This is a genomic window from Streptomyces sp. S6, from assembly GCF_054880855.1.
Genome location: NZ_JBTYMC010000008.1, coordinates 41,601 through 55,217 on the forward strand (window position 1 = coordinate 41,601; position 13,617 = coordinate 55,217).

The window sequence follows — 13,617 nt, forward strand, 5'->3', positions numbered from 1 at the left end:
CCTCCCCGCCCAGGCTCGCGGCCTCTCGCCGATCCGAGAACACCCACACCCGGAACAGCAGAAACCGCATCACGGTCGCCGCGAGATTCGCCGCGACAAGAACGGCAAGCTCGGTGAGGTGCGAGGGACTCGACGTGGCCGCGTTCAGCGCCGCCAGCGACCCGCTCGTCAGCGCGAGGCCGATCCCGAAGACGACGAGCCCCTGTGCCTGGTGCTTCACCGCCCCGCCGGGACCCCGCACGCCGAACGTCAGCCGCCGGTTCGCGGCGGTGTTGGCCACCGCCGAGACGAGCAGCGCGAGCGCGTTGGCGGCCTGCGAGCCGGTGAACGTGCGGAAGCCGCTGTACAGCAGCAGGTAGAAGAGCGTCGACAGCCCGCCGACCACACAGAAGCCGACGAGCTGCCGGGCCAGTCCCTTGGGTACGTCCATGATCTCTCGGTCGCGGGGGTCGTCACCGAACGGCCTGGTCAGCCGGTCCAGCGGAAGCGAACCGGTGGCCAGGGCCTTCCCAACGCGCCATACCCCCTTCAGGTCGTCGGTCGCCGTCTTGACGATGTGGACGGTGGAGTCGGGGTCGTCGACCCAGTCGACCGGGACCTCGTGGATCCGAAGGCCCGCCCGCTCCGCGAGGACCAGCATCTCAGTGTCGAAGAACCAGCCGGTGTCCTCCACCAGCGGCAGCAGGACGAGCGCCACATCGCGCCGGATGGCCTTGAACCCGCACTGCGCGTCCGAGAAGCGCGCCTGGAGCGAGCCCCGCAGGACCAGGTTGTACGACCGGCTGATGAACTCCCGCTTGGCACCCCGTACGACTCGGGAGCTACGGGTCAGCCGGGACCCGATGGCCAGGTCGGAGTGGCCGGAGATCAGCGGGGCGACCAGCGGGAGCAGGGCGTTGAGGTCGGTGGAGAGGTCGACGTCCATGTAGGCGAGGATCGGCGCGTCCGAGGCGGACCAGACGGTCCGCAGCGCCCGGCCTCGGCCCTTCTGCTCCAGCCGGTGGGACCTCACCCCTGGGAGGTACGCCTCAAGGTTCTTCGCGACCACCGGAGTGGTGTCGATCGAGGCGTTGTCCGCGATGGTGATACGGAAGGGGTAGGGGAAGGTCTCGACGAGGTGCGCGTGCAGCCGCTCGACGCACGGGCCGAGGTCCTTCTCCTCGTTGTGGACGGGGATCACGACATCCAGGACAGGCGTTCCGGCGGCGCCGGCCGGGAGGTGCTCCCGGGCCGGCAGGGTGCCGGGGGAAGAGTCGGTTCGCATGACGGCGACTCTGGTCGGGCGCCCTGTCGCACCCATGTGGTGGGACTGTGCTTGCCCTGTGAGTCGAGCACGGGCAGGTGCACGGTGAACACGGTTCGTCCGGGCACGCTGTCCACGGTCACCGCACCGCCGTGCGCGGTCGCGACGGCCTGGACGATGGCAAGGCCCAGCCCCGTACTACCCGTAGTACGTGAGCGTGCCGAGTCACCTCGCGCGAACCGTTCGAAGACGTGCGGGAGCAGCTCAGGGGGGATGCCCTGACCGTCGTCCGCGACGTCCACGCACAACCAGGGTCCCCGCCGCCGCACCCGCGCGGTGACGGTCGTCCCCGGGGGTGTGTGCGTGCGGGCGTTGGCCAGCAGGTTGACCAGCACCTGCTGCACCCTGGCCGCGTCCACGGCCGCCAGCGCCGGTTCGTCCGGCAGGTCCAGCCGCCACACGTGATCCCGTCCGGCCGCGCGCGCGTCGCTCACCGTGTCGACCACAAGAGGAACGAGGTCGGTCCGCTCGAACTGAAGAGGTCGTCCCGCGTCCAGCCTGGCCAGCAGCAGCAGGTCCTCGACGAGGAACGTCATCCGGCCTGCCTCGGACTCGATACGGCCCAGTGCGTGCCGGGTGTCGGGGCCGATCTGTTCCCTCCCGCGCCGGGTGAGTTCCGCGTACCCGCGGATCGAGGCGAGCGGTGTCCGCAGCTCGTGGCTCGCGTCGGCGACGAACTGCCGGACCCGCGTCTCGCTCTGCTGCCGTGCGTGCAGTGCGCCGTGGACGTGGTCCAGCATCCGGTTGAGCGCGGCGCCGACCTGGCCGACCTCGGTGCGCGGGTCGGTCTGCGACTCCGGGACCCGCTCGCTCAGGTTCACCTCGCCTGTGTGGAGGGGGAGTTCGGAGACGCGGGTCGCTGTCGCGGCGACCTTGCGGAGGGGTCGGGTGGCGACGCCGACGAGGATGTGACCGGCGATGGCCGCGGCGACCAGTCCGGCGGCGGTGACGCTCAGCTCGGCCAGGACGAGGGTGGTGACGGTGTCGTCGGGGTCCTTGGTGGGGATGGCGACGTAGAAGTCGCCGTTGACGCCGGTCGTGTACCTGACGCGGTAGCTGCCGAGGCCGGGGAGGTCGGCGGTGTGCTCGTCGCCGTCCCGCGCGACGGTGTCGACGGCCTTGAGCTGGGCCTCGGTGAGTGTCTTCGCGGTCATGTCGAAGGTGCTGCCGGTCTTCTTGCCGACGGCCCCGGTGGTGGCCGACCCGCCGACGATCTTCGCGATCAGCGTGGAGCTGCTGGGCTGCGGGCCCCGGGTGACGAACTCGGTGAGGTTGACGGTCCTGCCCCGCTGCTGGAACCCGACCCGGCCGTTCATCCCCGGCAGCCCGCCGACCGGCCCGCCCGCCGCCCTCGCCGCGACCTCGCCGAGCTGCCCGTCCAGCTGGTCGTACAGGTGCTGGCGCAGCGCCAGCGTCGTCACCGTCCCGATCACCGCGCAGACGACGGCGATCAGCGTGACCGACGCGACGACGAGCCTCGTCCGCAGGGTGCGCGGTTTGCGGGGGCGCGGCCGTCGTCGTCCGCTCATGCCGCCGACGCGGGCTTGATCAGATATCCGGCGCCTCGGCGGGTGTGGATCATCGGTTCGCGGCCGGCGTCGATCTTCCGCCGCAGGTAGGAGATGTACAGCTCGACGACGTTGGCCTGGCCGCCGAAGTCGTACGACCACACCCGGTCGAGGATCTGCGCCTTGCTCAGCACCCGGCGCGGGTTGCGCATCAGGAACCTGAGCAGCTCGAACTCGGTGGCGGTGAGGTGGATGTCGGCCCCGGAGCGGGTCACCTCGTGGCTGTCCTCGTCGAGGGTGAGGTCGCCGACGACGAGGACGGATTCGGACCGCCGGTCGGCCGCACCGGACCGCCGGATCAGCCCCCGCAGCCGCGCGACGACCTCTTCGAGGCTGAACGGCTTGGTGACGTAGTCGTCCCCACCGGCCGTGAGTCCGGCGATCCGGTCCTCGACGGCGTCCTTCGCGGTGAGGAACAGCACCGGCACGTCCGGCAGCTCCCGCCGCAGCCTCCCGAGCACGGCCAGCCCGTCCATGTCGGGCAACATCATGTCGAGGACGACGGCGTCCGGCCGGAACTCCCGGGCCGCCTGCACGGCGCCCATGCCGTCCCCGGCACTGCGGATCTGCCATCCCTCATACCTGAGAGCCATGGACAACAGCTCGGTGATCGACAACTCGTCGTCCACCACAAGCACGCGGACGGGGCTCCCGTCCGGCCTCAGCAGTTCGGTGCGCCCCTGGGGCGAGGTCGTGGTCATGCTGACCACCCTGTCGACGGCCTCTGAGAGAGGGCTTTCGCTTGCCTGTGATTTCACTGAGAAACGCACAGGAACCTCTCAGGAAGCCTCTTACCGCACCCTCAGAACAACCCCGCCTGCGCTTCCGTCACCCCCTCCGGAAACGCCCGCACCGGAAACACCCCGGCCCCCACCCCGGCCCCGCCCAGCTCCCAGCCGGTCATGAGACGGGTGTCGAGGACGACGATCCCGTGCGCGGACGTGTCGAGGTGGAGGTCGGGGCCGGCCGCGGCGACCAGTTCCCCGGCGAGGGCGGCGCCAGGCACCAGTTCGGTGATCTCGCCGGTCGCGGGAGGGGCGTCGGTGAGGCCGAACGCCGCGAGGTGGTCGACGGGGCTGAAGGGGGCCGGCACGAGCGTCTCCGGCCACCCCGCGAGGGACTGCGCGCGCCGGTGCAGCAGGCCCAGCTCACCGACCCCGGCATCGACCGCCCGAGCCGCGTCGGCCCGTACGGCCCGCTTCACCCCGTACGACACCCGGTCCCCCACCCCCAACGCGACCCGCAGCACCTCCTCGGCCCGCCGAGCGGCCATCAGCGCACCGCTCCCGAGCCACGTGAAGCACAAGGCCCCCTGCTCCAGCAACCGATCCCCGCCGCGCTCGACCGCGGTGATCCCCACCTTGACCGACCCGCCCCCGAACCAGGCGAGATACACCCGGTACTCCCGCGGATCGTCGGCCTTCCCATCCGCGGCCACCGACCCCACCCGATCCAGCCGCCCACACTCCTCGCACCGCCCACCGGTACTCCGCCCCGCCACCTCCCGCCGCCCGGCACACGCATTCCCCCGAGCCCCGAGGCACCCCCGCACGCCCCCTTCGACCACCCCGAACTCCACCCGCTTCCCCCACCCGAGCGCACTCCCGGCACCCCCTTCCCACCGCAACACGGGCCCTCCACCCGCGCTCCACCGCAACCCCGCGCACTTCCACGTCCGCCCCATGCACCCGAGGGTAGATCGGCCCACTGACAATCCCCGCACCCCGTCGACAGTCACAGAAGCATCACCACTCCCACATCCCCTCCACATACCGCTCTCCCCGGCACTACGGTCATCTCACCTGAATCACCCTGGGGGGACGAAATGACCAACCCGTACACCACACCCATGCCACCGGCACCCCGCCCACCGGACACCCGCCCCCTGCGCAGACGCAAGCGCGTCTGGCTGGGCGGTACGGGCCTCTTCCTCGCCGGCGCCCTGATAGCCGCCCCCTCCGACAACGGCGGACAACCGGTCGACGCGAAGGTCAAGACCGCCCCCACCGTCACCGCGACGGTGACCACCACCCCCGCACCCGGCCCCACCGTCACCGAAACCGCCACCCCTGAACCGGCCCCCACGGTCACCGTCACAGAAACAACCACCGCCGAAGCAGCCGACACCACCGACGCCGTCACCGAGGACACCGCCCCCGGCACCTGCTCCATCACCTCCAACTCCGGCAACTGCTACTCCGCCGGCCAGTACTGCCGCAACAGCGACCACGGCGCCACGACGACCAACGCGAGCGGCACGTCCATCACCTGCAAGTACCGCTCGAACGGCTGGCGTTGGACTTACAGCTGACGGCTGTGCGGCGTGGACCTCGCCGACGGACGGAACGTCCGGGTGACATCACCCCCGGGAGTTGCTCAGAACCCCGACCGCGTGAAACGGAGCCGCTCTCCAGCTGTGGCAGGGTATGCCGACAACCACGCCGACGAGCCCTCGAAGCCCGGCACCACCTCACCAGCTCCAGGAGCAGTCCCCATGAACGGCAGACGCCGCCGCATGCTGTTGGCCACCGTCACCCCCATGCTCGCCCCCGGCGAACAGGTCGAGGTGACGACCATCGTGAACCTCAGCTCTGTCTCCGTCCGCCGCACAGCGGCGTTCGCGGCGGCCTCGGCACTCCTCAGCGCCGGCGCACTGACCGTCGTCCCCGCGCGGGTCCCCATGTACCTCGTGATGACCAGCCACCGCATCTTCGTCTTCCGCGCCAACCCCACCTTCGCGAAGCCGGAAGAACACCTGCTGACCATCCCCCGCCCCGGCCTCACCCGCACCCCGGTCAAGGAGCGCGTACTCAACTCCTCCTTCATCGTCTCCTCCCCGGCCGACGAACAGGGCCTGAAGATCATCTTCCCCCTGCTCGGCCGCAAGGAACGCGACGCGATAGCGGCAGCCCTTCCGCTGGCCGCCTGATTCCGGGACCTTCGGCTGCCGACCGCCGGGGCGTCGTCGGGTTGTCCGATCGTGATCCCGGAATGCCATGGTGCCCTCCTCGATCGAAGACGATCTCCGTGTACGCGCTTGCGTCCAACTCACCTTGCCGAGCACTGGACTTGCACGAGTTCAAGGTTTCGCGCCGACCCGCCACCACCTCGCACGACGAAGCGCGCCCCCGCACCGGCTCGAAGCCGGTGCGGGGGCGCTGAATACTCGGTTCTCACGTGCGTGCCCTGCTGGCGGTTGGCATGGTCAGTGGCCGCGTGGTCGCGGCGATCATCAAAGTGGAACGCCTCAATAATGCGACAACGCGGCGGCGACGATGTCCCCAACCCGGTCGGCGGCCTCCTCAATGTCCTCGTGTTCCCAGACGCGCACCACGATCCAACCCGCCTCCTGGAGAACGATGTTGGTCGCCGCGTCTCGGTCGCGGTTTCCTTGGATCTTGTCCTGCCACTTCTGGCCGCCCTTCTTCGCCGGCCGATAGTGGTCGGGGCAGCCGTGCCAGAAGCAGCCGTCCATGAATACGGCGACCTTGGCCTTGGGGAACACAACGTCAGCTGTCCGTCGGAGATCCGCCAACGGACGGACGCCGACCCGATAGCGCAGCCCCCTCCGGTGCAGGGCGGACCGCAGCAATCGCTCTGGTTTCGTGTCCTTCCCCTTGTTCGCCGTCATGACAGCGCGAACGGAGATTGACGACGCGGCCGACTCCCGAGGGAGCGTCTCGTCCGTCACCATCCCCGCCGCTCGGGCGGCCTCCCAGGCCATCGCCAGGTTCGCGGCACGGGTCGCGGCGTCCACGTCGCGCACATATCGCTCTTTAGTCTCGCCGTCCACTGACCAGCGCAGGTAGGCACGGATACGGCGGGTGCTCCGGTACAGCCGCAACGTGATCGACGCTCGTGCGTAGCGGCCGTCTATCAGTGGAATCGCACGTCGGTGCCTGCCGCCGGCAGCGCGATCCTGCTCGGCTGACCGCTTGTCCCTCGACAAACCAGCTCGGGCTTTGTAAGCCCGGTCCGACGGCAAATGCTCGTTCCAATTCCGTTGCCGCCCAGATGCGGCCTCAGTCACTTCTTCTTCCTGGGCGTTTGCAACGCACCTACGGACTTGAGGGCTGCGGCTACCGCCTCGGCGAAGGTCTGTCCGAGCTTCACGGGAACCGCGTTGCCGAGCTGGCGCATCATCTCGCCTCGGGGCCCGGCGAGCCGCCAGCGATCAGGGAAGGTCATGACTCGCGCGGTCTCGCGGACCGTCATGTAGCGGTAGCCGTCGCCGTCGAAGTCAATCTGGTCGAGTTGCATCACGGACTCGCCACCAGGAACGCCGTGTACACCGGCCTTGACCGTCTTGGCGGGCCGGTCGAGGAGATTCGGAGTGTGCCCCTTGTAGATGCGCGCTCCCGGCCACGCGAAGTGATCGGGGATGCCACCGACCTGAGTCTTGGGCTGGAGATGCTCCTCCTTGATCTCCGCCAATGGCTTGCCCTCGTTCTCATCAATGCCGGCGATCGCGTCACGGAGCGTCCGCCAGGGCTTGAGGGTGAGTTTCTCCTTGACGTCCGGATCGTCGTAGTCGAGCTCGCGGAGATTGGCGATGGTGCGGGCCTTCGCCGCGGGATCGACCTCGTCGTGACGGTCCCAGTACTCACCCCCCTCACGCATGGAGTGAATGAGAGCCTCGTCCGAGTAGCTGGGCCGCGGTTCGAACTCGTCCCACTTCACATAGAGATCCGCCCGGAACGCGACGATGATGACCCTCTGGCGGACCTGCGGGACTCCGAAATCGGCGGCGTTGACCCGCGTGTACTTGACGTCGTAGCGCTCGGCGGCGGGCACCGAGTCGTTGGCCAACATCTTTTCGAGCAGCTCGTTGTGCTCTTCCCACGTGGCGTCCGGCTCGCGCTGAACGAAGGGGAGGCGAAGCTCGTTCAAGATGTAGTCGAAATAGGACTTGAAGGAGGGGCGAAGCAGCCCCTGAACGTTCTCGCAGATGACGGCCTTGGGCCTCATCTGGCGAATGGCGCGGAACATCTGCGGGAACATGTTCCGCTCGTCTTCCATGCCCTTGTGCGCGCCGCCGAGGCTGAAGGGCTGGCAAGGGGGCCCTCCAGCGAGGACGTCGACCTGCCCCTTGAGTTCATCGAACTCGGCGTCGATCTTACGAACGTCTCCGGGAATGACCGGCCAGTCACCCCCGCCCGGCATGGGGTTCGTCTGGAGCGTCTCCACCGCCCGCTTGGCGTACTCGTTCACCAGCAGCGGCCGGAAGCCAGCGTTGTGGACCCCCATGGCGAGCCCCCCGCCACCGGCGAACAGCTCGACGCAGGTTCCCACCTCAGTTGACTTATTCCGCAGCTCAGACATGCCAAAACCATACCGCGGAGTTTGCGATCATGAAGGCCCTTCACGAAAATCCGGCCCCGTGTTCCCCAACTTCACCGGTTAGAGTGACGACAATCACTCGCCATATGTCAGGAGGCCCTGGTCGTGTCGCTGGAGAACCACGCCGAGTTCAAGCTGAGCATCACCAAGGCACTCGGCGACCAGCTCGCGGCCGCGTTGGAGGAGTTGACCCCGGCGCCGCTCACGATCGAGAACATCCAGTCACTGCGGCCACTGCCCGGCGTGTACCAGCTCTACAAGGACGGCGACCTCGTGTACGTCGGCAAAGCGGAAAATTCGCTGCCGCAGCGGGTCGAGAAGCACTTCCGGAAGATCTCTGGCCGGCGGAACATCTCCCTCGCCGAGATGTCCTTCACCTGTTTGTACGTCGATGAGGACTTCGGCGCCGTCGCACCTGAACGTCTGTTGATCAACAAGCACCGAGGGCAGGGCCAGGTGCCCTGGAACTACAACGGGTTCGGCAACAACGACCCCGGCAAACGACGGGACACCACCGTGGTCGAGGCAGGTCACTTCGACCGCCTGTATCCCATCAACCTGGAATACACCTTCCCTAGCCCGGTGACAGCCTCCGTGTCCGGTGAGGTCGAATCCACACTGGCGGAGCTGCTCGCGACCACCAAGGCCGCGCTCCCTTACGTGTTCCGCTACGAGGCCACGAAGGCATTCGACGAGATCACCGTCCGGCTCCCAGCCGGACACCTCAGCGCCGACGACGCTCTGCGCACGATTTCCGAGCACACTCCCGCCCCTTGGCAGGTCACCGCTCTCCCCGGCTACGTGATCATGTACGCCAAGACGGAGGACTACCCCAGCGGCACGCGTTACTACCGGGCCGGCCAGGTGATCGACCACACCCCGGAGACCTGATCCGGCCAGATCCCGCTCCGTCCATCCGGCCCCATGTCTCGCGATCGCCTCGCGGGATCTCTCGTCGTCCACGAGCCAGGAAGTCATGACCGCCGCATACACCCCAGAGTCGTACGACCCTTTGTCGACCGAGCAGATCTCCAACACCATCTGCGCGATGTTCGAACGTCAACCCTTGGTCTCGATGCTCCACGAGATTCCCCGCTTCAACGGGGCGGGACTGTACGCCCTGTATTACCGCGGCGAGAGCGTGCCTCTGTACCTTCCGCTGAGCAAGCTGCAGATCCCCGTCTACGCGGGAAAGGGAGCGACGAGCAACAGCGCCACCGGCACGAAGGCCACGGCATGGCGCCCGGTCTACGACCGGCTCAGGAAGCATCGACGGTCGATGGAAGAGGCGGGCCTGCCGCTGCGGGAGTTCCGGTTCCGGGCCTTGTTGCTGCCGGGCGTGCACGCCAACCTGGGGGAGAACGGCCTGCGTGTCGGTTACCAGCCGGTCTGGAACCACACGCTGACCGGGTTCGGCGGGAACGAGCAAGGGCCCTCGACGCGAAAGAGCAAGAAGAGCAAGTGGGACACCGTCCATGACGGCCGGAGCCGAACCCACGGCGGCGTCGTACACGAGGCGGAGAAGCTCCGAGCCGCCGCTGAAGCACATATCGCGAAGCAGGTCGCCGAGTACAGCGACCTGCCGTGGCAGCATCCCGAGACGGAGACGTACGAGAACCTGGACGACTGAGCCTCCCCTGACACACTTGTCACAGATACGAGTTCGTCCAGAAGGCACCATCGCCACGGCTACTGCCGCCAACACGGCGATCGTCGGCCACGGCCAGCGTTGGGCCTCAAGACTGCGGAGGCGTTCCTCGTGGTCGTCGAGTTGGTCGTTGATGAACGCATACAACGCCCTCGTCGGCGACCTCACCCGCGACACCGCAGGCAACCTGTACCGCTGGGCGGGCAACGGCAAGGGCGGCTTCGGCGCGCGTGTGAAGATCGCCGGCGGCTGGGGCGGCTACAAAGCGCTGTACTGATGGTCCGGAACAGCAAGGTGCGGTGAACGCCAGAGGGGTGCCCGCGTGTCCAGGGCACCCCCGTCACATGCGCGTACTGACGATGGCTCAGCCGCCCCGCACGCCCTACCCGATCGGCGTGGTCTCCCCGGCCGGCGGTGCGGTGATCGTCACCGGCCGGTCGATGTCGAGGAAGGTGACGGTCAGGTCGAGCGGCCCGGTCCCGGCGTACGCCTCGTTGTGCTCGGCGCGCACGCGGAACTGCCGGGGAAGGTCGTCGCCGTCGATCCAGAGGTCCATGGTGAGGGGGTCGGAGATCTCCAGCTGCATGAACTGATCGAAGCCCTCGGAGATCAGGCCGCGGCTATGGACCGTCCCCTTGTAGTGCGTGGTCGTGACGCCGTCGACCGTCTCGGTGCCGACCACGCGCACATCCTTGGACGCGGTCAGCAACCTGGACTGCGCGGCCGGGTTCGCCTGGAGCTGGCTGGGCAGCACCTTGTAGGACTGGTTGTACGCGCCACCGCTTCCCCATACGGCCGGCGCGGCGCTGAGCCAGTGCTTTCCCTTCAGCTTCTCGGGACGCAGGACGCTGCCGCCGACGTACATGACCTTGTCGACGAACCGGACCTCCAGCAGCCTGTCCCCACGCTGGGCAGCGGTGGCGGTCATCTTCATGCTCATGGCCAGAGGCTTCGCGTTCATGGACGCCTCGGCCTCCAGCCGTCCCCTCCCCGGCACGGTCCCGGCGATCCGATAGTGCAGCGACGTCACAGCCTCGGACTTCTCCGCCGCCTTCGCCACGGCCGCTGCGGGTGTCATCTTCGGCGGATCCTCCGCTGCCGCGCCACCCCCACAGGCAACCGATCCCCACCCGAGCAGCAGGGCCCCGAACACCGCGCCAGATTTACGCATCCCATGGTCCCCCTTCATGACACGACAAAGCCCCCCTCCGAGATTTCCTGGAAGGGGGCTTCGATCACTGTGCACTCGGCAGGATTCGAACCTGCAACCTTCTGATCCGTAGTCAGATGCTCTATCCGTTAAGCTACGAGTGCTTGTTTTGTTGTTTCTCGCTGTCTTCGTTCCGGGCCTTTCGGCCGTTCCCGGCGACAGGAAGAACATTACATGACCGGGGGCGGCATGTGAAATCCGATAGGCGTACCCCTTGTGACCTGCGGAAACGCGGGAGGAGGGGGAAACGCCGAAGCCCCGGTCGCAGGACCGGGGCTTCGGGATGGTGCGGAGGCGGAGGGATTTGAACCCTCGATGGGATTTAAGTCCCAAACCGCATTAGCAGTGCGGCGCCATAGACCGGACTAGGCGACGCCTCCAGCACAACCGCTCGCGTGGGTGCGAGTGGTGCGTGCAGATGATGACACAGGTGAGTGCTGTGTCACCAATCGGTGTCCACCGTACTAGGAGCCCGGGGGCCACGGCAAAGGGGTTCGCGGAGGGGGCCGTCGGACAGGTGTGCGGTTCGGCGTCACGGTCGTGCGAGGTGCCTCTCATCCCGCGCCCGGACCGAACCCCAGCCCTTAGACTCCCTCGCGTGACACCCTGCGGGCCGGTTGGCAAGATGGCCGGAGCGGGCGGCAATGTGCGGTGACAGGGAGGAAGCGTCTCGTGAGCAGCAGGCCATCCCGGGGCGCTGCTCGCCTCGCGGCGATACTGGACGCCCTGCCGGACGCGTTGGTGCTGGTCAACGCGAACGGGACGGTCGTCAACGCGAACACGATCGCGCTGGAGGCGTTCGAGACGCCGGGGACCGCTCTCGTGGGGCGGGGTCTGCTGGACCTGCTGCCGGAGTTCGACTCCAAGCTGATCCCCGGTTCGATGCGCAGGCCGGACCACATCGATCCCCGTGGCCGCACGAAGCCCGCCCGGATGATCGCCCGCCGCACGGACGGCGTCGAGTTCCCCGTCGAGGTCAGCAGCGCGACCCTGGAGAACGGCCAGCAGGCGTACGACGGTTACGGCTACGCGCCGGACGAACTGCTGATGCTGGTCGTACGCGACCTGTCCGGCACCGTGGACACCGAGGCGGAGCTGGCCCGCTCGCAGCGGCAGACGGAGATGATCCTGCGGGCGGCGTCCGAGGGTGTCGTCGGGACGGACACGGACGGGCGGATCGTCCTCGTGAACCCGGCAGCCGCGCAGATACTGGGCTACCGGGCCAGTGACCTCGGCGGCAAGGAACTGCACACCCTCGTCCTGCACTCCCGTCCGGACGGCGCCCCCTTCCCGTACGACGAGTCGCCGCTCGCCGACACCCTCCGCTCGGGCCGCAAGCACCGTGTCCGCGGCCAGGTGCTGTTCGCGAAGAACGGCGACAAGGTCTCCGTCGACCTGACGACCGCGCCGGTGCGGGACGGCGATCAGCTCGTCGGCGCCGTCATGACCTTCACCGACCGGCGGCCGTACGACGCGCTCGCCAAGGAGAAGGAGGACGCCGAGGAGGCCCACGCCGAGGAGCTGGAGCGGCTGGCCGAGGAGCACGCCTCCGACCTCACCGCCCTGCGCCAGCAGCACGTCACGGAGGTCGAGGAACTCACCGAGGAGCACGCGGAGGAGATCGCGGCCGGTGACGACCGGTACGCCGCGCTCGGCGAGCGGGAGAAGGACCGGTACGAGGCTCTCGCGGGCCGGCACGACCAGCTCCTCACCCTCCTCGGCCGCTCCCTGCGCGGCCCCCTCGACGAACTCCGCCGCGAGCTCTCCACCCTCGCCGCCGACGACGCCGGCCAGCTCTGGCCCGAGGCCAACCAGGTCCTGCACCACCTCTCCGCCGGGTACTCCCGGATCACCACCCTCATCGACAACGTTCTCGGCTACCAACTCCTCGACACCGGCGAGGCGCAGGTCAGCCGGACGAAGGTGATGCTGGACGCGGTCGTGGCGGCCGGTGTGGACGGCGCCGTCGAGCTGATCGGTCCCGGCCGTGTGCAGTTCGCCGTGCACGCGCCGCCCATCGAGGCCGAGGTGGACGCCCGTCTCCTCGCCACCGCGCTCGCGCACCTCGTCGCGGACGTCGCCGGCGTCGACGCGACCGGCAACGCGCCCGTGTCGGCGAGCGGGTACATGGACAACACGGTCGTCGTGGCCGCCGCCCAGCGCGGGGAGGTCGTCCGGATCGAGGTCCGGGGGCCGTACGGCGGTGGTGATCCCGTGCACGAGCCGATCGTCCGGGGCATCGTCCGCGCGCACGGCGGGGTGCTCCAGACCGTCGAGGTGCCGGGGATGAGCGGCAGCGCGTACGTCCTCGAAGTGCCGCTCGGCGGTGGCGCCGGGGTCGTCCCGGCGCAGGAGATCGCCGTGGTCCAGGAGCTGCCCCAGGAGGAGCCGCCCCGGCGTCCCCGCCGCAGCTCCGTGGACGCGTTCCTGGAGGGGGACGACGGTGAGGGCGCCGTTCCGCCCACCGGGCGCCGGCGTCGTCGTGGGCCTGCCGCCGACGAGGACGAGGTCGCCGTCGAGGCGGGCGGCGGGTCCGGACGGCGGCGCG

Annotated in this window: 12 protein-coding genes, 2 tRNA genes and 1 pseudogene; 6 read left to right on the plus strand and 9 right to left on the minus strand. The window is 68.6% G+C overall.

What is annotated here, in order from left to right:
• Window positions 1-19: 19 nt before the first annotated feature.
• From ACVNF4_RS02370 to ACVNF4_RS02385, 4 genes and pseudogenes are all read right to left on the minus strand, one after another.
• Window positions 20-1,264 (minus strand): annotated as a pseudogene (locus tag ACVNF4_RS02370) (bifunctional glycosyltransferase family 2/GtrA family protein); the annotation flags it as partial.
• On the minus strand, window positions 1,177-2,832 hold the full coding sequence (locus ACVNF4_RS02375; protein ID WP_461800934.1) for an ATP-binding protein: 1,656 nt from the start codon (window positions 2,830-2,832) through the stop codon (window positions 1,177-1,179). The gene ACVNF4_RS02375 and the pseudogene ACVNF4_RS02370, both read right to left, overlap by 88 nt.
• Window positions 2,829-3,572, minus strand: a complete 744-nt coding sequence (locus ACVNF4_RS02380) for a response regulator transcription factor (RefSeq protein WP_461800935.1) — start codon at window positions 3,570-3,572, stop codon at window positions 2,829-2,831. Before ACVNF4_RS02380 ends, ACVNF4_RS02375 begins: the two co-directional genes overlap by 4 nt.
• 101 nt (window positions 3,573-3,673) lie before the next feature.
• Window positions 3,674-4,309, minus strand: coding sequence for a DUF2797 domain-containing protein (locus ACVNF4_RS02385; RefSeq protein WP_461800936.1), 636 nt, complete (start codon window positions 4,307-4,309; stop codon window positions 3,674-3,676).
• Window positions 4,310-4,696: 387 nt separating this feature from the next.
• On the opposite strand from ACVNF4_RS02385, the gene ACVNF4_RS02390 reads away from it, so the two are divergent.
• Window positions 4,697-5,182 (plus strand): hypothetical protein, encoded by a 486-nt coding sequence (locus ACVNF4_RS02390; RefSeq protein ID WP_461800937.1) that lies wholly within the window; start codon window positions 4,697-4,699, stop codon window positions 5,180-5,182.
• 183 nt (window positions 5,183-5,365) lie between these two features.
• Window positions 5,366-5,800 (plus strand): hypothetical protein, encoded by a 435-nt coding sequence (locus ACVNF4_RS02395; protein WP_461800938.1) that lies wholly within the window; start codon window positions 5,366-5,368, stop codon window positions 5,798-5,800.
• Between the two features lie 318 nt (window positions 5,801-6,118).
• Here the strand turns inward: ACVNF4_RS02395 and ACVNF4_RS02400 are convergent, their stop codons facing one another.
• Window positions 6,119-6,637 carry a very short patch repair endonuclease gene (locus ACVNF4_RS02400; protein WP_461800939.1) on the minus strand — a complete coding sequence of 173 codons (519 nt, stop codon included), beginning with the start codon at window positions 6,635-6,637 and terminating at the stop codon, window positions 6,119-6,121.
• A gap of 260 nt (window positions 6,638-6,897) precedes the next feature.
• Window positions 6,898-8,193 carry a DNA cytosine methyltransferase gene (locus ACVNF4_RS02405; RefSeq protein WP_461800940.1) on the minus strand — a complete coding sequence of 432 codons (1,296 nt, stop codon included), beginning with the start codon at window positions 8,191-8,193 and terminating at the stop codon, window positions 6,898-6,900.
• A 123-nt stretch (window positions 8,194-8,316) separates the two neighbouring features.
• Here ACVNF4_RS02405 and ACVNF4_RS02410 point away from each other — a divergent pair, with 123 nt between their 5' ends.
• From ACVNF4_RS02410 to ACVNF4_RS02420, 3 genes are all read left to right on the plus strand, one after another.
• Window positions 8,317-9,102 carry a GIY-YIG nuclease family protein gene (locus ACVNF4_RS02410; RefSeq protein ID WP_461800941.1) on the plus strand — a complete coding sequence of 262 codons (786 nt, stop codon included), beginning with the start codon at window positions 8,317-8,319 and terminating at the stop codon, window positions 9,100-9,102.
• An 85-nt stretch (window positions 9,103-9,187) separates the two neighbouring features.
• On the plus strand, window positions 9,188-9,841 hold the full coding sequence (locus ACVNF4_RS02415; protein WP_461800942.1) for an Eco29kI family restriction endonuclease: 654 nt from the start codon (window positions 9,188-9,190) through the stop codon (window positions 9,839-9,841).
• A 151-nt stretch (window positions 9,842-9,992) separates the two neighbouring features.
• Window positions 9,993-10,136, plus strand: a complete 144-nt coding sequence (locus tag ACVNF4_RS02420; RefSeq protein WP_461800943.1) for a hypothetical protein — start codon at window positions 9,993-9,995, stop codon at window positions 10,134-10,136.
• Between the two features lie 105 nt (window positions 10,137-10,241).
• Here ACVNF4_RS02420 and ACVNF4_RS02425 read toward each other — a convergent pair whose 3' ends face one another.
• The 3 genes from ACVNF4_RS02425 to ACVNF4_RS02435 all read right to left on the minus strand — a co-directional run bounded on the left by ACVNF4_RS02425 (window position 10,242) and on the right by ACVNF4_RS02435 (window position 11,449).
• On the minus strand, window positions 10,242-10,937 hold the full coding sequence (locus ACVNF4_RS02425; RefSeq protein WP_461800944.1) for an LppX_LprAFG lipoprotein: 696 nt from the start codon (window positions 10,935-10,937) through the stop codon (window positions 10,242-10,244).
• Window positions 10,938-11,100: 163 nt separating this feature from the next.
• Window positions 11,101-11,173, minus strand: a tRNA-Arg gene (locus ACVNF4_RS02430).
• 185 nt (window positions 11,174-11,358) lie between these two features.
• A tRNA-Ser gene (locus ACVNF4_RS02435) sits at window positions 11,359-11,449 on the minus strand.
• 292 nt (window positions 11,450-11,741) lie between these two features.
• Between ACVNF4_RS02435 and ACVNF4_RS02440 the strand changes: the two genes are divergently transcribed.
• Window positions 11,742-13,617 (plus strand): PAS domain-containing protein (locus ACVNF4_RS02440; RefSeq protein WP_461800945.1); only part of this gene is annotated, 1,876 nt, incomplete at its 3' end.